The following is a 22,656-nucleotide window of genomic DNA, read 5'->3' on the forward strand; positions in this document are numbered from 1 at the left end:
TGCCCGAGGAGAGACCGGATGAAGACCCGCGCCGCCGTCGCGTTCGCGCCGAACACGCCGCTCGAGATCGTCGAGCTCGACCTGGAAGGTCCGAAAGAGGGCGAGGTTCTGGTCGAGATCATGGCCACCGGCATCTGCCATACCGATGCCTATACGCTGTCGGGCAAGGACAGCGAGGGCGTGTTCCCCAGCATCCTGGGGCACGAGGGCGCGGGCATCGTCCGCGAGGTCGGTGCCGGCGTCACCTCGGTCAAGCCTGGTGATCATGTGATCCCGCTCTACACGCCCGAATGCCGCCAGTGCAAGACCTGCCTGTCGCAGAAGTCCAATCTGTGCACCGCGATCCGCGCCACCCAGGGCAAGGGGCTGATGCCCGACGGCACCAGCCGTTTCTCGCTCAAGGGCCAGCCGATCTACCACTATATGGGCTGCTCGACTTTCTCGAACTTCACCGTGATGCCCGAGATCGCGGTCGCGAAGATCCGCGAGGACGCGCCCTTCGACAAGGTCTGCTATATCGGCTGCGGCGTCACCACCGGCATCGGTGCGGTGATCTATACCGCCAAGGTGGAAGCGGGTGCTGATGTGGCCGTATTCGGCCTGGGCGGCATCGGCCTGAACGTGATCCAGGGCGCGAAGATGGTCGGCGCCGACCGGATCATCGGCGTCGATATCAACCCCGGGAAGCGGGCAATGGCCGAGGCTTTCGGCATGACCCACTTCATCAACCCCAAGGAGGTTGGTGCCGACAAGGTCGTGCAGGCGATCACCGATCTGACCGGCGGCGGCGTCGACTACTCCTTCGACTGCACCGGCAACACCACCGTGATGCGTCAGGCCCTGGAATGCTGCCATCGCGGCTGGGGCCAGTCGATCATCATCGGTGTGGCCGAGGCGGGGCAGGAAATCTCCACCCGTCCCTTTCAGCTGGTCACCGGCCGGGTCTGGCGCGGCTCGGCCTTCGGTGGTGCCCGCGGCCGGACCGATGTGCCGAAGATCGTCGACTGGTACATGCAGGGCAAGATCCGCATCGACGAGCTGATCACCGATGTCATGCCGCTGGATCAGATCAATCACGGCTTCGATCTGATGCATGAAGGCAAGTCGATCCGCTCGGTCGTGGTCTACTGATCCGATGATCGTGAAAGACATGGAGACGATCTCCATCAGCCGCTGCTTCGGCGGTACCCAGGGGATCTATGCCCATGCGTCGGCCGAGACCCGCACCCGCATGCGGTTCTCGGTCTTCGTGCCGCCGCAGGCAGAGCAGGGGCCGGTGCCGGTGGTCTGGTTCCTGTCGGGGCTGACCTGCACGGAAGAGAACTTCACCGTCAAAGCCGGCGCCCAGCGCATGGCTGCGGCGCTGGGGCTGATGCTGGTCGCCCCCGATACCAGCCCGCGAGGGGTGGACGACGGCGGCGAGACGGTGCCCGACGATCCGGAGGGGGCCTGGGATTTCGGTCTGGGGGCCGGCTTTTATGTCGATGCCACCGAAGCTCCGTGGGCGCGCAACTACCGGATGTTCTCTTACATCTCGGACGAGCTGCCGCAGCTGATCGCCGGGGCCTTCCCGGCCGATATGAATGCCCAGGGCATCATGGGGCATTCGATGGGCGGGCATGGTGCGCTGACCATCGCGCTGCGCCATCCCGGTCGGTTCCGCTCGGTCTCGGCCTTTGCGCCGATCGTGTCGCCGCTGAACTGCCCCTGGGGCGAAAAGGCGCTGGGCGGCTATCTGGGGCCCGATCGCAGCCGCTGGCGGGCCCATGACGCCGTCGCCCTGATCGAGGACGGTGCCCGCTGCCCGCATATCCTGGTCGACCAGGGCATGGCCGATGGGTTCGTCGCCAGCCAGCTGAAGCCCGACCTGCTGGAAGCCGCCTGCAATGCAGCGGGCCAGCCGCTGACGCTCAACCGGCGCGACGGCTATGACCACAGCTACTACTTCATTGCCAGCTTCATGGAAGACCATCTCCGCTGGCATGCAGCGGCGCTCAGGGACTGATATCCCCGATCGGGCGGGGCGGGATCACCTTTCGCCCGGCCCATCTCCATCCCCGTTGTCGCCCCCATCTCCATCCTCATCCCGATGGCTCGTGGCGGGATGCGCCGGGGCGTCGGGATCGGTCAGCGCCCGGATCAGGTCGGCGATCGCCCGACGGGCGAGCGGATGTGACACCGCCTCGATCCGGGGCAGATCCGGTGCGCTGCGCTCGGGCGTGCGGCGGCGCGGCGGTACCGTCATCGGGTCGGTGGTATCGTCCAGCAGGGCCGACGGCGCCACTTCCAGCACTTCCGCCAGCAGGACGAGGGTGCTGGCCGCGATGCGGTTGCGGCCCTTTTCGTATTTCTGAAGTTGCTGAAAACTGATGCCGAGCGCCGCTGCACAGCGCTGCTGGGTCAGTCCGCGCGCCCTGCGGATGGTGCGGATCCGTCGGCCGACCGCCGCTGCGAAAACCTCCTCCGCGACCTTTCCGCGCCGCAGGCGCGACGACGGCGCCAGATCGTCGCCATCGTCTTCCCACAGGCCATCGGCGTCCCACAAAACGGTCGTGCCGGAATACAGCAGCTCCATCCACGTCCTCCCGTCGGCAGAGTGCGATCGTGCTTCCACCTCAGATTGAAGCACATTTCGTGAGGATCGCGCTACATATCAATCGCCATGCGAGATATAGAGCAAGGCGTGTGCCATGTGGTGAGAAGTCGATCGGCGGTGTATGGCGGCCGGTGGGATGTGCGGCCGCCATGGTTGTGCGGGGTCAGAGCAGGGTATCGATGGCCTCGGTGGGGCGGCCGACCACGGCGCGGCCGCCACGCAGCACCACCGGGCGCTCGATCAGCCGTGGCGTTGCGGCCATGGCGGCGACGAGGGCGTCGTCGTCCTTCGCCGGATCGTCCAGGCCAAGCCCCTTGTATTCCGGTTCGGCCTTGCGGATCAGGGCCCTGGCACCGCCCACCGCCGCAGCGACGCGGGCGATTTCTTCGGCCGGGGGCGGGGTGTCCAGATAGCGCACCACGCGCGGTGTCAGGCCGCGGGCCTCGATCCGCTCCAGGGCCGCACGCGACTTGGAGCAGCGCGGGTTGTGCCAGATCACGATCTCGTCGGGGGTCATGATGGATATCCGTTCCGGTTCAGCTGCGCTTCGCTTCGATGGCATCCCAGATCGCCGCGGCGAGATTGGTGCCGTCGAAGCGCTCGATCTCCTGCAGGCCCGTGGGCGAGGTGACGTTGATCTCGGTCAGATAGTCGCCGATCACGTCGATACCGACGAAGATCAGCCCCTGTTTGCGCAGTTCCGGGCCGATCGCCTCGCAGATCTCGCGCTCGCGGGCGGTCAGTGCCGTGGGTTCGGGGCGGCCGCCGACATGCATGTTCGACCGGGCCTCTCCCTCGGCCGGCACGCGGTTGATGGCGCCCAGCGGTTCGCCATCGACCAGGATGATGCGCTTGTCGCCCTTGCGCACGTCGGACAGATAGCGCTGGGCGATGATCGGCTCGCGGCCCAGCCGGCTGAACACCTCGATCGCGCTGTTGAAGTTCTCATCGTCCGGGCGGATGCGGAACACCGCCGCGCCGCCATTGCCGTAGAGCGGCTTCAGGATGATGTCGCGGTGCTCGGCCCGGAAATCGCGCAGGGCCTGGACATCGGCGGTGATCAGAGTGGGCGGCGCCAGCTCTGGATAATGGGTCACCAGCAGTTTTTCCGGCGCGTTGCGCACCGACTGCGGGTCGTTCACCACCAGCGTTTTCGGATGAACGTGCTCCAGGATATGGGTGGTGGTGATATAGGCCATGTCGAAGGGCGGATCCTGGCGGAGCAGCACGACGTCCATGGTGGTCAGGTCGCGCAGCTCCAGCGCCCCCAGGCGGAAATGGTCGCCGGCCATGCGGCGCACGGTGACCTCGTGGCCGCGGGCGGTGACCCGGCCGTCGCGCAGCGCCAGATCGCGGGGCAGATAGTAGAACAGGCTGTGCCCGCGGCGCTCGGCCTCCAGCATCAGGGCGAAGGTGCTGTCGGCATTGATGTCGATCGACTGGATCGGGTCCATCTGGACCGCAACGGCAAGGCTCATGGGACGGGAAACTCCTCAGCGCGGATGAAGCCTGTGGCGGCCGATATGGGGTGGATCCGGGCGGGGCGGAAGATGGACAGCGTGGATCCGGGCGGGGCGGAAGGCGGTCCGTGATAGGACCACCACTCAATTCAGCTCGGCGCGCAACCGTTCGACCAGGGTGAGGGCCCGCCTGCGGGGTTCCTCGGCGGTGGTGTTGGCGGCGAAGACCTCCAGAGCCTGAACGGCGCCCAGCTGCTCGCCCAGCCGGGCGCGCATCAGCCCCAGCTCGTACCACAGCGCCCAGTCGGTGGGCGCGATCAGCAGCATGCGGGCCAGCACGTCGCGGGCGCGGTCCAGCTCGCCCCGGCCGGCGGCACGGATCTTCAGGTTGTTCTGCAGGCGCAGCAGCACCGCGCGGCGGTCCACCGCCCGGTAATGCTCGGGTTCCAGCTCGGCGGTGTCGCCGGCCACCTGCTTCAGCAGCGCGCGCAGATCCGAGGTTTCCACCACCCGGCCGCGATCGAAGGGATCGACCAGCACCCGGTCCATGCCGCCTTCCACGCGGATCAGGAAATGGGCGGGAAAATTGACCCCCACGACCGGCCAGCCCAGTGTTTCGCCCAGATGCATGGCCAGCACGCCCAGGGCCACCGGCAGGCCGCGGCGGCGCTCCAGCACCCGGGCCAGGCTGGCATTGTCGTCGTGGTCATAGGTCTCGTCGTCGCCGTCGAAGCCATAACGGCCGTGAAGGATGTCGGCGATCAGCACCGCCCGGTCCCGGGCGCCGTCATCGGCATCGGCGGCATCGACGCCGGTCTTCAGCCCGCGGGCCATGGCCTCGCTTTCGGCGGCCAGCGACATCTCTTCCAGCAGGGCCCGCGCCTTTGCAGGATCGGCCGTCGGATGGTCGAGTGCCGAGAGCAGCAATGCGGTCTCGGCGATCGGGATCGCATCGTCATCCAGCCGGCCGACGGCCTCCAGCCTGCGGGCGATGGCCGCCCGCTCCGACGGTGTGCCAGTGCTCATGCTCCGGCCCCCGGGTGCTTGACCTCCACATACGATACCACCCGCTTCACTCCCGAAATGCCGCGGGCGATCTCGACCGCCCGGGCATGTTCCGCATCGCTGGCCGCCAGCCCGATCAGGTAGACCACGGCGCCCGAGACCTCGATGTTGTAGTTGAAGGAATTGACCGCCTCGTCGGCGAGCAGGGCGGCCCGGACCTTTGTGGTGAGCCATGTGTCACGTGCGTAGTCGCCGAGGTTGCCTTCCCCCACCACGCGGATCTCGTCCATCACCTGCGTGACGCCCGGCACGCCCCGCGCGATGCTCACCGCTTCCGACTTCCAGGTCCGGGTGGCCACCCGGCCGGTCAGCAGCACCCGGCCCTGATTGACCTGGATGTGCACCGGGCGGTAAAGCTCGTCGACCTGGCGCTCGAAGTAACGCCGGGCGATCCCGGCGCGGATATCGGCATCCGACACCACGCCGCCGATGCCGCGTTCATCCGCGGCGGCCGAGACGGCGGTGGCGCCGCCGGTGGCCACGGCGGCGGCGCAGGCCTGAAGCAGGCCGGCCAGGGCGATCGCCACAAGCGGCACGGCCAGGCGGCGAAGAGGGGTGGTCCGGGAAAAAAGCTCGGTCATGGGCTCGGTCGTCGGGGGTGACGTCAGGACGTTGAACGGCGCGCGCATCCTAGCACCGGCTGCGGGTACTGCGCCATCTGGTGCAGCCGGGTCAGGATCCGTCAGGGCGCCAGGCATCGGGCAGATGATGGGGCAGGCCCAGCCGGTCGACCCAGATCAGGTCGAAGCGCAGGCCTTCGACACCGCCGGCCCCCAGCGCCTCGCCGCGCGCCAGCACCCAGTCGGCGGCGCGGGCCAGACGGCGGCGCTGGGCCGGCAGCACCGCTTCGCCGGCGGTTGCCCGGTCCGGGCGGCGCTTGACCTCGACGACGGCGAGCATCCGCCCGCGTCGGGCCAGGATATCGATCTCGCCCGCGGGTGTCTTCAGCCGCCGGGCCAGGATCCGCCAGCCGGTGAGACGCAGGCGAAGTGCCGCCAGCGCCTCCGCCCGCCGGCCGGCACGTTCCGACGACCGGCCCCGGGCGATCCGGGGGCTGCGCGTGCCGCCGCCGCTCACCCCTCGCCCTCTGCATCGTCGTCGCCGGTCAGCGCCACTGCGCGGGCATAGAAGGCCTTGCGCGGCGCGCCGGTCAGTTCCGCCAGCAGCCTGGCCGCCCGGTTGGCGCCCAGCGCCTTGACCAGCGGCGGCAGCAGCTTCTCCACCGCGGCCGCATCCAGCGCCCCGCCGGCGGGCAGGGCGTCGCCTTCCCCGGCCGCCTCGCGTGCCGGTGTCCGATGGCCTTCGATCAGCAGCACGATCTCGCCGCGCGGCGGTGCCGCCTCGAAGCGGGCGGCAAGCTCAGGGAGGGGGCCGCGCACGACCTCTTCATAAAGCTTGGTGAGTTCCCGCGCGACCGCGGCCTGGCGAGGCCCCAACAGCTCGGCCAGTTCGGCGAGGGTGCGGGCGATGCGGTTGGGGCTTTCATAGAACACCAGCGTCGCCGGCTCGTGGGCCAGGCCTGCAAAGCTGCTGCGGCGTTCACCGGGCTTCGCCGGCGGAAACCCCAGGAACAGCACCCGGTCGGTCGGCAGGCCCGCGATCGAGAGCGCCGCGGTGAGGGCCGAAGCCCCGGGCACGGCACGGACCTGGTGGCCGGCGCCTGCTGCCTCGCGCACCAGCTTGTAGCCGGGATCCGACACCAGCGGCGTCCCGGCATCCGAGACGAGCGCGATCCGCTCCCCCGCCTCCAGCCGGCGCAGCACCTCGGGGCGCATGCGGGCGGCATTGTGCTCGTGATAGGGGGCGAGCTTCGCCCTGACGCCCCAATGGCCCAGCAGCCGGCCGGTGGTGCGGGTATCCTCGCACAGCACAAGGTCGGCCTGGCCCAGCACATCCAGGGCGCGTGGGGTCATGTCGCCCAGATTGCCGATGGGCGTCGCCACCGCATACAGGCCCGGATCGATCCGCCGGCCGGCACGCGGCGGCGGGCCCGCCTCACCCTCGGGGTCGTCCGTGTGTTGTCTCGGGCCGGGGCTGCCATTACTCTGATCGCCACCCTGGTCGCCGCAGTCCGGGCCATGGCCGCTTTCGTGGCCCGCCGGGCCGGCCTCTGCCGCAACGACATCCGATGAGATCCGATCCCGTGAAAACTGACCGGTCCCGTGTCCGTCCGGCTGAACCCGGCCCGCTCCACCGCCTGCTTCGTCGCTCGCGCGCGTCGTCATTGCGTCTCTTGCCTCTCGCGGCGATGCTCGTGCTTGCCGCCTGTCAGAGCCAGAGGGTAGAGCCGCCGGCGCCTCCGGCACAAGTGCAGCCGCAGCAGCCCCAGCAGCCGGTGCAGGTTCTGCCCCAGCAGCCGCCGAAGCCGGCAGTGCCGGAAAGCCCGCTCGACCTGCCGCCGGGCGCGCTCCGCGTCGGTCTGCTGGTGCCGATGACCGGCCCCCAGGCCGGTTTCGGCCAGGCGATGATCGATGCCGCCACGCTGGCACTTGCGGATGTGAAGGCCGATGACGTGGTGCTGCTGCCCCGCGACAGCGGAGCCGAGCCTCAGCAGAGCGCCGCCGCGGCCCGCGACCTGGTCGAAAACCAGGCCGCGACCGTGCTGCTCGGGCCGATCTACGGCCGCAACGTGCCGGCGGTGGCCGAGGTTGCCGCCCCCCGTCAGGTGCCTGTGGTCGCCTTCTCGAACGACACCTCGGCACTGCGCCCGGGCGTGCATCTGATCGGGCTGGCGCCCGAGGTGCAGGTCGAAAGGGTGGTGGACTATGCCGTCCAGCAGGGCAAGAGCCGCTTTGCCGCCCTGTTGCCCTATGGCGCCTATGGGGATCGGCTGGCCGAAAGCTACCGCAAGGCGGTGGCCCGCACCGGGGCCGAGCTGGTCGATATCGTGCGCTATTCCGACCCCGGATCCGATGCCCAGGATGCCGTCCGGCGCCTGTCGGGCGGGCAGCAGACGCCCCCCTTCGACAGCCTGTTGCTGGCCGAGACCGGCGAGCGGCTGCGCGGTATCGCCAGCCTGCTGCCCTATTACGGCATCGATGCCGGCGAGGCGCAGATCCTGGGCACCGCTCTCTGGATGGATCAGCCGGTCGGCCGCGACCAGAACCTGCAGGGCGCCTGGTATGCCGCCCCCGACCGCGGCGCCTGGGACGGTTTCGTGCGCCGCTTCAGCGCGCTGTTCGGTGCGCAGCCGCCGGCACTGGCTGGGCTGTCCTATGATGCGACCGCCCTTGCCGCTGTGCTGGGCCGCAAGGGTCAGCTTGCCCGCGAACTCGACAATCCGGACGGGTTTGCCGGGGTGAACGGCCTGTTCCGCTTCGATCAGAAGGGCGCGGCGGAACATGCGCTCGCCATCTATCAGGTGACGGCGACCGGCGGCGAACTGCTCGATCCGGCGGCCCAGCGCTTCACCGCCGGTGCGCGTCCCGGGGAGGGCGTGATCCGCTCCAACCCGCTTGCCGCCCCCACCCAGCCGGCGGCATCGAGCGTGCCGCCCACCACCGGCGCAGCTTCCACTTCGGGTGTGAGCGGCGCGACCACCACTGGTACCGCAAGCGGTGCGGCCCCACAGGGCCTTACCGGTTCGGTGCCGCCGGCGCGCTGACCGCGCGCCGTCAGCCCCCGGGAAGCAGTCAGGCCTCGGGAAACCGCTCGTCCAGATCGTCGGCGAGCAGATGGGCGGTCAGCGCCCCCAGCACCAGCCGGCCGGCGGGCGTCGCCACCAGCCGGTCGGTGCGCCCGGCGACGAAGCCGCCCTCCACCGCCTGGGCAAGGCGGGCGGCATCCACCGCATCGCGCAGCGCCACGCCGGTCCGGCGCTCGAAGACGGCGGGGTCGATGCCGGCATCGAGCCGGAGCCCCATCATCAGCGCCTCTTCTGCCGCCCGTGCCTGCCCGACGACCACGGCTTCGTCGCGGCCGTGACCATGGGTATCGATCAGGTCGAGCCAGGTTTCGGGCGCCCGCGCCCGCCGGGTGGCTTCGCGCCGGCCGTCCGGACCCGTCGGCACCCGGCCATGGGCGCCGGGCCCAATGCCGGCATAGTCGGCATAGGTCCAGTAGGCGAGATTGTGGCGGCATTCGAATCCCGGGCGGGCGTGGTTCGACACCTCATAGGCCGGCAGCCCCGCCGCGGCGAGCCGAGCGGTCGTCGCCTCGTAGAGATCCGCCGCCTCGTCATCCTCGGGCAGGACCAGTTCCCCGCGGGCATGGCGGGTGTGGAAGGCGGTGCCCGGCTCGATGGTCAGCTGATAGAGCGACAGATGGTCGGCAGCCAGGCCGACCGCACGGTCAAGTTCCGCCATCCAGGCGGCCATGGTCTGGCCCGGCCGGGCATAGATCAGGTCGAAGGACATGCGCGGGAAGATCTCGCGGGCCTGGCCGATGGCATCCAGTGCCTCGGCCAGGCCATGCGCCCGCCCCAGCGCCTTCAGCGCAGCCTCGTCCAGTGCCTGGACGCCGATCGACAGCCGTTCCACGCCGGCCGCGCGGAAATCCTTGAGCCTGGCGGACTCGACCGTGGTCGGGTTGGCCTCCAGGCTGATTTCAGGCGCGCTCTCGGCTGGGAAAAGGGTGCGGGCCCGCTCGATGATCCGGGCGGTGGTGGCGGGGTCCATCAGCGAGGGCGTGCCGCCGCCGAAGAAAATCGACCCCAGCGGCCGTGGCCCCAGCCGCCGGGCTTCGTCTTCCAGCTCGGTCAGCAGGGCGCGTTCCCAGCGGGGCCCGTCGATCTTCTCCCGCACATGGCTGTTGAAGTCGCAATAGGGGCATTTGGAGACGCAGAACGGCCAGTGGACGTAGAGCGCGAGCGGTTCGGTGGCGGCGGTGGTCATCCCGGGGGTCAGTCGGGCTCGAAACAGGCGCGGACCAGCTGGCGGAAGGCGATGGCGCGGTGGCTGATCGCATGCTTCTCCGCCGGCTCGAACTCGCCGAAGGTGCGGCTGTCGCCTTCGGGCACGAAGATCGGGTCGTAGCCGAAGCCGTTGCTGCCACGGGGCGGGAATTCCAGATGTCCCTGGATGACGCCCTCGAAGGTTTCCACCGCGCCGTCCGGCCAGGCCAGCGCCAGGGCGCAGACGAAGGCACCCCGGCGGTCGGGATCGTCGCCCATGCGGGTGCGGACCAGTTCGATCGCCACGGCGAAATCCTTGGACGGGCCGGCCCAGCGCGCGGAATAGATGCCGGGTGCCCCGTCCAGCGCCTCGACGGTCATGCCGCTGTCGTCGGCGAGGGCGGGCAGGCCCGAGGCCTCGGCGGCAGCCCGCGCCTTGAGCACGGCGTTGTCGATGAAGGTCAGGCCGGTCTCTTCGGGCTCGGGCAGGCCGAGGTCGCCGGCCGAGACGACGTCCACGCCGAAGGGCTCCAGCAGTTCGCGGATCTCCACCACCTTGCCCTTGTTGTGGCTGGCGATGACGAGGCGGTCCTCGGTAAAACGACGATGGGGGCTGGTCATCCGAAGATCTCCGGTCAGCGGTCCTTGCGCTGGGCGGCCGCCAGCGCATCGCCCAGGGTGCCGAGCGGCCGTCCCTGCTGATTGCGGTCGCGGTCGGGCGCGCGGCCACCGCCACTATTGTTGCCGCCCCCCTTGTTGCCACCGCCCTTGCCGCCACCGGCATTGCGGTTGCCGCCGCCCGGCTTGCCACTGCCCTGTTTCTGCGCCTTCTGCTGCTGGGCCAGCTGCTCGGGGGACAGCGGCGGCGGGGTGGCGAGGTCGGGCCGGCCTTCCATGGCGGCGATGATCGCCTCTTTCTGCAGCTCGAACAGCCGTGCCGTGCCGATTTCGGCCAGTTCGACCAGACGGCGGAACTGGGTGGGCGAGAACGGGTCGGCCTCGGCCGTCGCCTGGACCTCGACGATGCCTCCGCCTTCGGCCAGCACGAAATTGGCATCGGCCTCGGCGCGGCTGTCCTCGTCATAATCGAGATCGAGCACGGCCTCGCCGTCGACCAGGCCGCAGGAGATGGCCGCCACTGCCCGGGTGATCGGATGCTCGGCAAGGTCCCGCGTCGCCACCAGCTTCTGCAGCGCCAGCCACAAGGCGACATAGCCGCCGGTGATCGAGGCGGTACGGGTGCCGCCATCGGCCTGGATGACGTCGGCATCGACCCGGATCTGGCGCTCGCCCAGCTTCTGCATGTCGACGACCGCGCGCAGGCTGCGGCCGATCAGGCGCTGAATCTCGACCGTGCGGCCCTGCTGCTTGCCCTTGGCGGCCTCGCGATCGGTGCGGCTGTGGGTCGCGCGCGGCAGCATGCCGTATTCCGCGGTCACCCAGCCCTTGCCGGTGTTGCGCAGGAAGGGCGGCACCTTCTCTTCCACCGTCGCCGTCACCAGCACCTTGGTGTCGCCGAAATGAACCAGGCACGAGCCCTCGGCATATTTGTTCACCATCGGTTCGAACCGGATGACGCGGAGCGCATCGACGGCACGGCCGGACAGGCGCATCGGAGACTGACGCATGGGGAGACAAGGCCTCGGCAGCGGGCGATGCGGGTGCATCACCCCGGATAACAGATCGGGAGGGGCGGACGGTGCGGAACATGGTTGCGGTGTCGCACCGGCCGGCTGGCTGGTAAAGCTACGCGCTCGGGCCCGGGCTTGCAATGTCGGCAGACCGTCGCCGCACTATGCCCCTGCCCGCGCCATGTCCTAGAGTTGACGGTCGAAGGCCCCCCTCTTACATACCGGCTCGGACGGCCATCCCGGCCGGTCGGACCGTCATCGACGTCGGACCGTCAGCGGAGGGTCAAGGTGGAGCGGATCAGATCCATGTCGCGCGCGAATGATCGGGAGAATGTCGACCGTCAGGCGCTCGAAGCCCTGGAAGGCTTCGGCGGGCCGCCGCGCGCCTTCCAGCAGCTGAACGAGCGCTCACGCGAGGTGTTCCGCCATGTGGTCGACGCCTTCGTCGAGACCGGCGAGCCGGTCGCCTCGCGGACCATCGCCCGTCGGCTGGGCAGCAGCCTGTCGCCCGCCACCATCCGCAATGTGATGGCCGATCTTGAGGAAAGCGGGCTGCTTTATGCGCCGCATACCTCGGCCGGGCGGCTGCCGACCGATATCGGGCTGCGGCTGTTCGTCGACGGCCTGCTCGAGATCGGCGACCTGTCCGATGACGAGCGCCGGGCGATCGACAGCCAGTGCAACGGTGCCGGCCGCAGCATGGCCCAGGTCCTGACCGAGGCGAGCGGCGTGGTCGCCGAGATGTCGCGCTGCGTGGGGCTGGTGATCGCCCCCAAGAGCGAAGCCGGGCTGAAGCATGTGGAATTCGTGCCGCTTTCGGAAAACCGGGCCCTGGTGATCCTGGTCGACGAAAACGGCATGGTCGAGAACCGGGTGATGCCGCTGCCCCCCGGCCTGCCGCCGGCCAAGCTGATCGAGGCCGGCAATTATCTGAGCGCGCGGCTGCGCGGCCGCACCATGGACGAGGCCCGCCAGCTGATCGGCGACGAAATCGCCCGCAACTCGGCCGAGATCGACACCCTGACCGCCCGGGTGGTGGAGCAGGGGCTGGCGACCTGGTCGGGCGGCCATGACGACGGGCTGCTGATCGTCAGCGGCCAGTCACGGCTGCTCGACAATGTTTCGGCGCTGTCGGATATCGAGCGCATCCGCCGGCTGATGGAGGCGCTGGAGACCAAGAAGGACATTCTGCGCCTGCTGACCGAAAGCCAGCGGGCGGAAGGGGTCCAGATCTTCATCGGGTCGGAGAGCGCGCTTTTCGGCCTGAGCGGCTGTTCCGTGATCGCGGCACCCCTGACCGATCAGAACCGGCGCTATGTGGGTGCGATCGGCGTGATCGGGCCCACCCGGGTGAACTATGCCCGGATCGTGCCGGTGGTGGATTACACGGCAAAACTGATCGGGCGGTTGATCGGCTGACGGTCTGGGGCAGAATGGCCCCGACCACCGATCGGCCCCCATGGCGACGGATGCCCCGGCCGGGGCGGGACTGTCCGGCCCGGGCATCTGCGGAGCGTGGCCGGGGCAGGCCCCGAAGCGGGCGGCCCGGGCCGCGGGTTCGAACGAGAAGACGATGGAGCAGGCTTGAGATGACCGACCAGAACCAGACGCCCGAGGGTACCGAGGCCGAGGCCATGCCCGACACTGCCGCGGCCGAGAGCCCCGACGGCCGGATCAGCCCTGAAGCCCGGATTCAGGCGCTTGAGGCGGAACTGGCCCAGATCCGCGACCAGCATCTGCGCGCGCTGGCCGACATGGAAAACCTGCGCCGCCGGGCCCAGCGCGAGGTGGAAGATGCCGGCAAGTATGCGGTGACGAAATTCGCCCGCGACGTGCTCGCCGTCTCGGACAATCTGGAGCGCGCCGCCCAGGCCGTCCCCCCTGAAAAGCGCGGTGGCGATCCGCTGGTCGACCAGCTGGCCCAGGGTGTGGACATGACCCTGTCGTCGTTCCGCCAGACGCTGGAGACCCACGGCATCCGCCGTGTCGACCCGCTGGGCGAGCGCTTCGACAGCAAGCTTCATCAGGCGATGATGGAGGTCGAGGACCGCACGAAGCCGGCCGGCACCGTGGTCCAGGTTCTCCAGACCGGCTATGTGATCGCCGACCGCCTGCTGCGCCCGGCCATGGTCGCCGTCTCGCGCGGTGGCCCGAAGGAGGGGGCGCCTGCGCCCGAGACCCCCGGCAGCCGGGTCGATACCTCTGCCTGACGCCGGAACCGTCCGGCGGTGACAGCCAAGGCCCGTTCCGCCTGCCGGTGAGCGACCGGCGGCGGGCGGGCCCTTGTCGTGTCAGGACCCTGAAGTGGTGCGAAAGAGCTGAGACAGGGCGTGGCCGGGCCGCCATGCGCGACATGTCGCAGCATTTCTGAGACGCCCCCATGGTTGCGCCCCCGCCCGGGCTTCCCTATATGACGCTCGACCGCAGATGTCGGGGCGAAATTGGGCATCGTTCCGTCATCTGCCTGGACCCTTCCACCCATTCACGCATGGAAACGGGGGGGCCGTCGGCGCCGCTCTGATCAGGGCCGTCGGCGCCCGCTACCTGAGAGAGACCGAACCCATGAGCAAAGTCATCGGCATCGACCTGGGCACCACCAACTCTTGCGTCGCGATCATGGACGGCAAGAACGCCAAGGTCATCGAGAACAGCGAAGGTGCACGCACGACGCCCTCGATGGTGGCCTTCACCGAGGATGACGAAATTCTGGTCGGCCAGCCGGCAAAGCGCCAGGCGGTCACCAACCCCGAGAACACCGTCTTCGCGGTCAAGCGCCTGATCGGCCGGACCTTCAACGACCCGACGACCCAGAAGGACGCCAAGATGGTGCCCTACCGGATCGTCAAGGCGGACAATGGCGACGCCTGGGTCGAGGTGCGCGGCAAGAAGCAGTCGCCGAGCCAGATCAGCGCGCAGATCCTGAAGAAGATGAAGGAGACTGCCGAGGCCTATCTGGGTGAGACCGTCACCCAGGCGGTCATCACGGTCCCGGCCTACTTCAACGACAGCCAGCGCCAGGCGACCAAGGATGCCGGCAAGATCGCCGGGCTCGAGGTGCTGCGCATCATCAACGAGCCGACGGCGGCGGCGCTCGCCTATGGCCTCGAGAAGAACGACGGCAAGACCATCGCGGTCTACGACCTGGGCGGCGGCACCTTCGACGTGTCGATCCTGGAGATCGGTGACGGCGTGTTCGAGGTGAAGTCGACCAATGGCGACACCTTCCTCGGCGGCGAAGACTTCGACATGCGGATCGTCGATTACCTCGCCGACGAGTTCAAGAAGGAGAACGGCATCGACCTGCGCAGCGACCGTCTGGCCCTGCAGCGGCTGAAGGAAGCCGCCGAGAAGGCCAAGATCGAGCTGTCCAGCGGCATGCAGACCGAGGTCAACCTGCCCTTCATCACCGCCGACCAGACCGGCCCGAAGCATCTTGCGATCAAGGTGACCCGCGCCAAGCTGGAAGCCCTGGTGGCGGACCTCGTCGAGCGCACCATCGAGCCCTGCCGCAAGGCGCTGAAGGATGCGGGCCTCACCGCCGGCGAGATCGACGAGGTCGTGCTGGTCGGTGGCCAGACCCGCATGCCCAAGGTCATCGAGAAGGTGAAGGAGTTCTTCGGTCGCGAACCCCATCGCGGCGTTAACCCGGACGAGGTGGTCGCCATCGGCGCCGCCATCCAGGCCGCCGTGCTGAAGGGTGAGGTCAAGGACGTTCTGCTGCTCGACGTGACCCCGCTGTCGCTGGGCATCGAGACGCTGGGCGGCGTGATGACCAAGCTGATCGAGCGCAACACCACCATCCCGACCAAGAAGAGCCAGGTGTTCTCCACCGCCGACGACAACCAGACGGCGGTGACCATCCGGGTCTTCCAGGGCGAGCGCGAGATGGCGGCGGACAACAAGCTGCTCGGCCAGTTCGATCTGGTCGGCATTCCGCCGGCGCCGCGCGGCGTGCCGCAGGTCGAGGTGACCTTCGACATCGACGCCAACGGCCTGGTCAATGTGTCGGCCAAGGACAAGGCGACGGGCAAGGAGCAGGCGATCCGCATTCAGGCCTCGGGCGGTCTGTCCGATGCCGAGATCGAGCGGATGGTCAAGGAAGCCGAGGCGAATGCCGCCGAGGACAAGAAGCGCAAGGAGCTGGTCGAGGCCCGCAACCACGCCGACGGTCTGGTGCATTCCACCGAGAAGAGCCTGAAGGAGCACGGCGACAAGATCGGCGCCGAAGACCGGACGGCGATCGAGGATGCGGTGACCGCGCTCAAGGCCGCGCTCAACGGCGACGATGCCGACGACATCAAGGCCAAGACCGAGGCGCTGTCGATGGCGGCGATGAAGCTTGGCGAGGCGATGTACAAGGCCGGCGAGCAGGGCGATGGCCCGACCGCTTCGGGCCCGGGTGCCGGTGCCGGTGCAGCCGGGGCGGCCGATGACGGTGTCGTCGATGCCGACTTCGAGGAAGTGAAGGACGACAAGGGCGGCCGGGCCTGAGGCCCGCCACCCGTTTCCGGGGGCGGTCGGTGCCGACGAGGCGCCGGTCGCCCACGGTCGTTTTCAGAGGGAGCTGCGCGGGGGTCCGGTTCTCGTGCGCGCGCCCATGATCGAAGGCACCGGCAGAGGCGTCCGCCACGGCAGGCGCGCGGATGCCCCGGCTCAAGGTACAGTCCACGACCATGGCGAAGGCCGATTACTACGAGATGCTCGGCGTTGCGCGAGACGCCGACGAAGCGACGCTCAAGAAGGCATTCCGCAAGCTGGCGATGCAGTATCACCCGGACCGCAATCCGGGTGACGCCGAAGCGGAACAGCGCTTCAAGGAAATCAACGAAGCCTACGAGGTCCTGAAGGACCCGAAGAAGCGTCAGGCCTATGACCAGTTCGGCCATGCCGCCTTCGAGGCGGGCATGGGCGGCGGTCGCGGCGGTCCCCGCGGCTTCGATTTCGGCTCGTCCTTCGCCGATGTCTTCGAGGACATCTTCGGCGAGTTCATGGGCGGCGGCCGTGGCGGTGGCCGTGGCGGCGGATCCCGCGGCGCCGATATGCGCTTCGACCTTGAGATCACGCTCGAGGATGCCTTCAACGGCAAGCAGACCGAGATCACCGTTCCCGCTTCGGCGACCTGCGAGGTCTGCGACGGTTCGGGTGCGGCCGAGGGCACCCAGCCCGTGACCTGCCCGACCTGTAACGGCCACGGCAAAGTCCGCGCGACCCAGGGCTTCTTCACCATCGAACGCACCTGCCCCGCCTGCCACGGCGTCGGCCGGGTGATCAAGGATCCGTGCAAGAATTGCGGCGGCGCGGGCCGCGTGCGTCGCGATAAGACGTTGGCGGTCAACATCCCGGCCGGTGTCGAGGACGGCATGCGTATCCGCCTGTCGGGCGAGGGCGAGGCCGGGGTTCGTGGCGGGCCGCCGGGCGATCTCTACATCTTCCTTGCGGTGGCACCGCATCCGGTGTTCCAGCGCGACGGGGTCGACGTGTCGTGCCGGGTGCCGATCCCCATGACCCGCGCAGCCCTCGGCGGCACGGTCGAGGTGCCGACGCTGGAAGGGGCACGGGTGCGGCTCAACATCCCCGCCGGCACCCAGTCCGGCCACCAGTTCCGCCTGCGCTCGAAGGGTATGCCCTCGGTTCAGGGACGCGGCGGGCGCGGCGACATGTATGTGATCATCAATGTCGAGACGCCGGTCAATCTCTCGGCCCGCCAGCGGGAGCTGCTTGAAGAGTTCGAGCGCGAGGGATCGGAAGGCGGCACCTCGTCCAGCCCGCAGTCCGAGGGTTTCTTCGCCAAGGTGAAGGAGCTGTGGTCGGATCTGACCGATTGAGCCGATCTCAGCCTCGGGCGGGCCGGGATCGGCTTTCGCGGGGGCCTGAAACGCGGTAGGAAAAGGGGCGCAGCCGTGTTGAAGCGGCTGTGCCCCTTTTTCGTGTCGGATGTCTCGAAAGGACCGGAAGATGAGCGCGAGCGGGATCGCGATCGGCGTGGTCGGCTGTGCGGGCCGGATGGGACGCACCTTGCTGGCTGCCATCGCCACAACCCCGGGCTGCCGCATCGCGGGCGGCACCGAGCGGCCCGGCAGCGAGGAAGTCGGCCAGGATCTGGGCCGCTTTGCCGGGGTCGATCCTCTGGGCCTCGCCGTCGGTGACGATCCGGCCGTGCTGTTCGCGGCTGCCGATGTGGTGATCGACTTCACCCGGCCCGCCGCCACCACGGCCCATGCCCGCCTGGCCGCCGGCAGCAACACCGCCCTCGTCATCGGCACCACCGGGCTTTCGTCAGAAGACGAAGCCGTGCTCGCCGATGCCGCCCGGTCGGTGCCGATGGTCTATGCGCCCAACATGTCGCTGGGCGTCACTCTGCTCATGCATCTGGTGGAGCAGGCGGCGGCGCGGCTCGATGCGGATTACGACATCGAGATCGTCGAAATGCATCACCGCCACAAGGTCGACGCGCCCTCGGGCACGGCGCTCGGCCTGGCGCGGGCCGCCGCCCGTGGCCGCGAGGTTTCGCTCGACGATGTGGCGGATCGCGGACGTGACGGCCTGACCGGGCCGCGCAGGCGTGGCGCGATCGGGATGTCGGCACTGCGGGGCGGCGATGTGGTCGGCGACCATCAGGTCATCTTCGCGACCGATGGCGAGCGCCTGGAACTGGGCCATCGCGCCTCGTCGCGCGAGACCTTTGCCCGTGGGGCGGTCAAGTCGGCGCTCTGGGTCGCCGGGCGGGCGCCGGGGCTCTACGACATGCGCGATGTGCTGAATCTGCGTTGAGGCGGGGGCGCTGAGGCAGGGGCGGGGCGCTCAGCGTCTGCGGCGATTGGCGACGGTGATCGCCGACAGGATCAGCCCCAACGCCAGAAAGGCGTTCAGGCTGGGCTGTTCGCCCAGCAGCAGAATGCCCCACATAACGCCGAAGGCGGGGATGAGGTAGTTGTTGAGCGCCACCAGCACCGCCCCGCCGCGCGCCATCAGCCGGTAGAACAGCAGATAGGCAAGGCCGGTGCAGGCGATGCCGAGCAGGGTGACCGCGGCCATCGCCTCCAGCGCCGGCGCCTGGGTCCAGGGCTGTTCCAGGACGGCGGCGACCGGCAGGGCCAGCACGGCGCCCGAGGTCAAGGTCGCCGTCGCCGAAACCAGCGGCGGCACATGGCGCACCCGCTCGGCATAGAGCGAGGCGACGGCATAGCAGAGGGCGGCGCCCAGGATCGCAAGTTCGCCGATCCCGCCGCCGGCCTCGGTCAGGGCCGAGGGACCGACCAGCACGACCACCCCGGAAAAGCCGAGCGCAATGCCCGCCACCCGCCCGGCGGTGATCGGGTTTTCCGCCGGTTTGGCGACCCGCGCCAGCACCAGGGTGAACAGCGGCATCGCCGCCATCAGGATCGCCGCCACCGCCGAGGGCACATGCTGCTGCCCCCAGGCGATCAGCGTGAAGGGGGCGAGATTGCCGATCGCGCCGAACACCACGAAGGGCAGCCAGTCGGCCGCCCGGGCCGGCAGGCGCAGCCCCCGAAGCTTCAGCACCGCATAAAGCGCCGCGGCCCCAAGCGCCAGCCGGCTGACCACGATGGTGAACGGCCCCATGGTCGGCAGGGCGGTCTTGATCAGCATGAAGGATCCGCCCCACAGCGCGGCGAGCAGGATCAGGCAGCCATAATCCGCCGGTCCGAAGCCGCGCGCGGCCAGGGCACCGGCAACGCCCGCCGGGCGCACGTCATCCGACATCGCCATCCTCGAAGCACTGCGGGGGAGGGGATCGCGAAAGCCGGATGATCGCGCGCGGGTGGGGGAGAGGTCAAGGGAAGGGCGGCAGGTTCACTTCTGGAACACATAGCTCCCCGGTGCCGCGCCCAGCGCCGGATAGCCCTTGTCCGGGGCGGCCATCGGCGGCGGGGTGACGGGGGTCGAGGAATGGGCGTGGAGCCAGTCGGTCCAGGCCGGCCACCACGAGCCGTCGCGGATTTCGGCGGCCGCCACCCAGGCGTCGGGTGCCTTGTAGAAGCCGTCGGTGGGGGTGGTCATGATCCGGAATTTGCGGCCCTTGTGGCCGGGCTCGGAGACGATGCCAGCATTGTGACCGCCGCCGGTGAGCACGAAGGTGACCTCGGTGTCGGCCAGCAGGTGGATCTTGTAGGCCGAGACCCAGGGGGCCACATGGTCGCGCTCCGTGCCCACTGCGAAGATCGGGGCCCGGATGTCCGACAGGCTGATCGGCTGGCCCTCGACCTCGAAGCGGCCGGTGGCGAACTGGTTCTCGAGGAACAGCCGGCGCAGATATTCGGAATGCATCCGATAGGGCATGCGGGTGGCATCGGCATTCCAGGCCATCAACGCGTTCATCGGCGTGCGCTGGCCCATCATGTAGTCATGCACCATCCGCGACCAGATCAGGTCGTTGGAGCGCAGCAGCTGGAAGGCGCCGGCCATCTGCGTGGTGTCGAGGAAGCCCTGGGCCCACATCATGTCTTCCAGGAAGGTGACCTGGGCCTCGTCGATGAACAGGGTCAGCTCACCCGCTTCGGTGAAATCGGCCTGGGCTGCGAAGAGAGTGACGGAGCCCAGCCGCTCGTCGCCGTCGCGGGCCATGGTGGCGGCAGCGATGGTGAGCAGCGTGCCGCCCAGGCAGTAACCGGTGGCGTGGATCGGGTGAGGACCGGCAATGGCCTCCACCGCATCGATCGCCGCCATCACGCCCTTCACCCGATAATCGTCGAAGCCGATGTCCCTGTCTGCCGGGCCAGGATTGCGCCACGAGACCATGAAGACGGTGAAGCCCTGGCCGACCAGATACTCGGCGAGCGATTTGCCGGGCTCCAGGTCCAGGATGTAGTACTTCATGATCCAGGCCGGTACGATCAGCACCGGTTCCGGATGCACGGTGTCGGTGGTGGGCGTATAGCGGATCAGCTCGATCAGGTGGTTGCGGAACACCACTTCGCCCGGCGTCATGCCCATATTGCGGCCGACGGCGAAATTCTCGGTGCCGGCAGGGCCGGTGCCGGTGACCGTCCGCCACATGTCGTCCCAGAAATGCAGGGCGCCGCGGACGAAATTGGCCCCGCCTTCCTCGATGGTGCGATTGATCACCTCGGGATTGGTCAGCGGATTGTTGGACGGCGAGAACACGTCCAGCATCTGCCGGGCGGTGAACTCCATCACCTTTTCATGCGCCGGGGTCACGCCGCGCACGCCGGTGGTGGCGTTGTACCACCACTGCTGGTTCAGCAGAAAACCCTGGTAGAGCACGTCGAAAGGCCATTGCTTCCAGGCATCGCCCCGGAAACGGTTGTCCTGGGGCAGGGGCTCGATACAGGCGGGCAGCTTTGCATGGGGCATGCCCTCGGCCTCTGCCGCATCTGCCGCCCCGGCAACATAGGCAGAGGAGAAGGGAAGGCCCGGCAGGGGGGTGTCGCCATCGGCGAACCCCGCCCGATGGGCCATATAGCTGCCGAGGCGGGCGGCTTTGCGCATCGCCTTTTCGACCAGTTCGGCCCGCTTGCCCGGAGCGCTTGCCAGATGGACCGCCCAATCCGCCCAGGCATCGGTCAGCGAGGCCGGCGACAGACCGCCGGTGACCCTTGCCATGGCCGCGTGCACGGCCCGGTCCACCGCCTCGCGCACGGCGGCTCCGGCCATCTCTCCCGGCTCTTCGATGCAGGGTTCTGCCGCGGCCGGTGGGGTCGGGTCGGGCGTTTTGTGGTGCAGCGGGTGATGGGCGGGCACCGGATGCTCCGCGGGCGCTGTGGCCGGCGCTGCGGGTGCGTCGACGGTGGGGTGGCGGCGGGCATCGGCATTCATCGATCCGGCTCTCCTCGAAGATCCCCCGGGGCCTGCGGTCGGGGTGCGTGGTCCGCTATTGCAGCGCATCATCGCCTGCCTTGCCGCGGACACCCATGATCCATGTCAATGTGTTCGGCTTTCGCGCATGCGAAAACAAGCCTGTTCCGTCACGGACCAGAGAATGACATGATCGCCGCACAGCATGTCGGGTGCCAGTGACACACGCATGACGATGGTCTGCCGGCGGAGACCGGCGACCACTCAAGGCCATGCGCAAGTTCGGAGGTCCGGAAGGCCATGCGTATCGGACGCTGGATGGCAATCGTGATCGTTGCCGCCGTCGCCGCAGGAGCGGGAGCTATCTACTGGCGCTCCGTCACCCGCGATGCCCTGCCCGAGGGGTTCGCCCGCACCAATGGCCGGATCGAGGCCGAGCAGATCGACATCGCCACCAAGATCGCCGGCCGGCTGGCCGATATCACGGTCGAGGAAGGCGACATGGTCGAGGCCGGCCAGATGGTCGCCCGGCTGGACGACGTTCAGATCCGGGCCCAGCTGGCGGCGGCAGAGGCCGAGCATCGCCGGGCCATCCAGGCAAAGGCCGAGGCCGAGGCCCAGCTTGCCTACCGGCGGAGTGAACTGGTCTATGCCCGTGCGGAGCTTTCGCGTGGCGAGACGCTTGCCGCGCGCGGTCATTTCACACGCGAAGGCGTCGACCAGCGCCGGATGCAGGTCGCGACCGCCCAGGCGGCCGAAGCGGCCGCGATGGCGGCCGTCGATCAGGCGGCGGCGGCCATTGATGCGGCGGCGGCCCAGGTTGCCCAGACCCGCGCCATTCTGGACGATACCGTGCTGACCGCACCGCGGGCGGGCCGCATCCAGTACCGCCTGGCGGTGCCGGGCGAGGTGCTGGCGGCGGGCGGACGCATCGCCACCCTGCTCGACCTCACCGATGTTCAGATGACGATCTTTCTGCCGGCCCGCGATGCCGGTCGTCTCGCCACGGGCGCCGAGGCGCGGCTTATACTGGATCCGATTCCGGAATATGTCGTGCCGGCCGCCGTTTCCTTCGTCGCCGGCGAGGCGCAGTTCACGCCCAAATCGGTGGAAACCCGCGAGGAGCGCGACACGCTGATGTTCCGGGTGAAGCTGCGCATCCCGGCGGATCTGCTCGCCGCCCATGCCGATCGGGTGAAGACCGGTGTCCGCGGCACCGCCGTGGTCCGGGTCGATCCCGCCGCCCCATGGCCGGCGGAGCTGGCGGTGAAACTGCCGTGACCGCCCCCGTCGCAC

20 protein-coding genes and 1 pseudogene are annotated in these 22,656 nt (G+C 69.0%); 9 read left to right on the forward strand and 12 right to left on the reverse strand.

Features of this window, described 5'->3' with window-relative positions; genetic code table 11:
• Positions 1 to 18: 18 nt before the first annotated feature.
• Positions 19 to 1,131: an S-(hydroxymethyl)glutathione dehydrogenase/class III alcohol dehydrogenase gene (locus tag TMO_RS17420; protein WP_014746974.1), complete on the forward strand. Its 1,113-nt coding sequence runs from the start codon at positions 19 to 21 to the stop codon at positions 1,129 to 1,131.
• A gap of 19 nt (positions 1,132 to 1,150) precedes the next feature.
• A complete protein-coding gene (gene fghA, locus TMO_RS17425) occupies positions 1,151 to 2,005 on the forward strand; it encodes an S-formylglutathione hydrolase (RefSeq protein WP_041606826.1) in 855 nt (284 codons plus the stop codon).
• 24 nt (positions 2,006 to 2,029) lie between these two features.
• Here the strand turns inward: fghA and TMO_RS31090 are convergent, their stop codons facing one another.
• From TMO_RS31090 to rsmI, 7 genes are all read right to left on the reverse strand, one after another.
• On the reverse strand, positions 2,030 to 2,575 hold the full coding sequence (locus TMO_RS31090) for a helix-turn-helix domain-containing protein (RefSeq protein ID WP_014746976.1): 546 nt from the start codon (positions 2,573 to 2,575) through the stop codon (positions 2,030 to 2,032).
• A 184-nt stretch (positions 2,576 to 2,759) separates the two neighbouring features.
• A complete protein-coding gene (gene arsC / locus TMO_RS17435) occupies positions 2,760 to 3,113 on the reverse strand; it encodes an arsenate reductase (glutaredoxin) (protein WP_014746977.1) in 354 nt (117 codons plus the stop codon).
• A gap of 19 nt (positions 3,114 to 3,132) precedes the next feature.
• Positions 3,133 to 4,074 (reverse strand): glutathione synthase, encoded by a 942-nt coding sequence (gene gshB / locus TMO_RS17440; RefSeq protein ID WP_014746978.1) that lies wholly within the window; start codon positions 4,072 to 4,074, stop codon positions 3,133 to 3,135.
• A gap of 126 nt (positions 4,075 to 4,200) precedes the next feature.
• On the reverse strand, positions 4,201 to 5,082 hold the full coding sequence (locus tag TMO_RS17445) for a SirB1 family protein (RefSeq protein ID WP_014746979.1): 882 nt from the start codon (positions 5,080 to 5,082) through the stop codon (positions 4,201 to 4,203).
• On the reverse strand, positions 5,079 to 5,702 hold the full coding sequence (locus tag TMO_RS17450) for a BON domain-containing protein (RefSeq protein ID WP_051045413.1): 624 nt from the start codon (positions 5,700 to 5,702) through the stop codon (positions 5,079 to 5,081). The genes TMO_RS17445 and TMO_RS17450 overlap by 4 nt, the downstream gene beginning before the upstream one ends.
• Before the next feature lie 91 nt (positions 5,703 to 5,793).
• Positions 5,794 to 6,198 (reverse strand): YraN family protein, encoded by a 405-nt coding sequence (locus TMO_RS17455; RefSeq protein ID WP_014746981.1) that lies wholly within the window; start codon positions 6,196 to 6,198, stop codon positions 5,794 to 5,796.
• Positions 6,195 to 7,064 (reverse strand): 16S rRNA (cytidine(1402)-2'-O)-methyltransferase, encoded by an 870-nt coding sequence (rsmI, locus tag TMO_RS17460; RefSeq protein WP_267019228.1) that lies wholly within the window; start codon positions 7,062 to 7,064, stop codon positions 6,195 to 6,197. The genes TMO_RS17455 and rsmI overlap by 4 nt, the downstream gene beginning before the upstream one ends.
• A gap of 365 nt (positions 7,065 to 7,429) precedes the next feature.
• Here rsmI and TMO_RS17465 point away from each other — a divergent pair, with 365 nt between their 5' ends.
• Positions 7,430 to 8,725: a penicillin-binding protein activator gene (locus TMO_RS17465; RefSeq protein ID WP_014746983.1), complete on the forward strand. Its 1,296-nt coding sequence runs from the start codon at positions 7,430 to 7,432 to the stop codon at positions 8,723 to 8,725.
• A 28-nt stretch (positions 8,726 to 8,753) separates the two neighbouring features.
• Here the strand turns inward: TMO_RS17465 and hemW are convergent, their stop codons facing one another.
• The 3 genes and pseudogenes from hemW to rph all read right to left on the reverse strand — a co-directional run.
• The gene (gene hemW, locus TMO_RS17470; RefSeq protein WP_014746984.1) at positions 8,754 to 9,953 is read right to left on the reverse strand and encodes a radical SAM family heme chaperone HemW; all 1,200 of its coding nucleotides are present in this window, start codon (positions 9,951 to 9,953) and stop codon (positions 8,754 to 8,756) included.
• Positions 9,954 to 9,961: 8 nt separating this feature from the next.
• Positions 9,962 to 10,573, reverse strand: coding sequence for an RdgB/HAM1 family non-canonical purine NTP pyrophosphatase (gene rdgB / locus TMO_RS17475; RefSeq protein ID WP_014746985.1), 612 nt, complete (start codon positions 10,571 to 10,573; stop codon positions 9,962 to 9,964).
• A 284-nt stretch (positions 10,574 to 10,857) separates the two neighbouring features.
• Positions 10,858 to 11,565 (reverse strand): annotated as a pseudogene (gene rph / locus TMO_RS17480) (ribonuclease PH); the annotation flags it as partial.
• 324 nt (positions 11,566 to 11,889) lie between these two features.
• Here rph and hrcA point away from each other — a divergent pair.
• The 5 genes from hrcA to dapB all read left to right on the forward strand — a co-directional run bounded on the left by hrcA (position 11,890) and on the right by dapB (position 18,354).
• Positions 11,890 to 13,002 carry a heat-inducible transcriptional repressor HrcA gene (gene hrcA / locus TMO_RS17485; protein ID WP_081598972.1) on the forward strand — a complete coding sequence of 371 codons (1,113 nt, stop codon included), beginning with the start codon at positions 11,890 to 11,892 and terminating at the stop codon, positions 13,000 to 13,002.
• Between the two features lie 170 nt (positions 13,003 to 13,172).
• Complete coding sequence (gene grpE / locus TMO_RS17490) at positions 13,173 to 13,793, forward strand: nucleotide exchange factor GrpE (protein ID WP_014746988.1); 621 nt, start codon at positions 13,173 to 13,175, stop codon at positions 13,791 to 13,793.
• Positions 13,794 to 14,145: 352 nt separating this feature from the next.
• On the forward strand, positions 14,146 to 16,074 hold the full coding sequence (dnaK, locus tag TMO_RS17495; RefSeq protein WP_014746989.1) for a molecular chaperone DnaK: 1,929 nt from the start codon (positions 14,146 to 14,148) through the stop codon (positions 16,072 to 16,074).
• Between the two features lie 182 nt (positions 16,075 to 16,256).
• Entirely contained in the window at positions 16,257 to 17,408 is a 1,152-nt protein-coding gene (gene dnaJ / locus TMO_RS17500) for a molecular chaperone DnaJ (RefSeq protein ID WP_041605084.1), read from the forward strand.
• 145 nt (positions 17,409 to 17,553) lie between these two features.
• Positions 17,554 to 18,354 carry a 4-hydroxy-tetrahydrodipicolinate reductase gene (dapB, locus tag TMO_RS17505; RefSeq protein ID WP_041606834.1) on the forward strand — a complete coding sequence of 267 codons (801 nt, stop codon included), beginning with the start codon at positions 17,554 to 17,556 and terminating at the stop codon, positions 18,352 to 18,354.
• 30 nt (positions 18,355 to 18,384) lie between these two features.
• On the opposite strand, the gene TMO_RS17510 is transcribed toward dapB, so the two are convergent.
• Together TMO_RS17510 and TMO_RS17515 are read right to left on the reverse strand one after the other, a co-directional pair.
• Positions 18,385 to 19,308 carry a DMT family transporter gene (locus tag TMO_RS17510; protein ID WP_014746992.1) on the reverse strand — a complete coding sequence of 308 codons (924 nt, stop codon included), beginning with the start codon at positions 19,306 to 19,308 and terminating at the stop codon, positions 18,385 to 18,387.
• A 90-nt stretch (positions 19,309 to 19,398) separates the two neighbouring features.
• Entirely contained in the window at positions 19,399 to 21,381 is a 1,983-nt protein-coding gene (locus tag TMO_RS17515) for a PHA/PHB synthase family protein (protein ID WP_014746993.1), read from the reverse strand.
• A gap of 279 nt (positions 21,382 to 21,660) precedes the next feature.
• Here TMO_RS17515 and TMO_RS17520 point away from each other — a divergent pair, with 279 nt between their 5' ends.
• Positions 21,661 to 22,641: an HlyD family secretion protein gene (locus TMO_RS17520; protein WP_014746995.1), complete on the forward strand. Its 981-nt coding sequence runs from the start codon at positions 21,661 to 21,663 to the stop codon at positions 22,639 to 22,641.
• Positions 22,642 to 22,656 lie beyond the last annotated feature (15 nt).

Origin of the sequence: Tistrella mobilis KA081020-065, assembly GCF_000264455.2 — a bacterium.
GTDB classification, from domain to species: Bacteria; Pseudomonadota; Alphaproteobacteria; order Tistrellales; family Tistrellaceae; genus Tistrella; species Tistrella mobilis.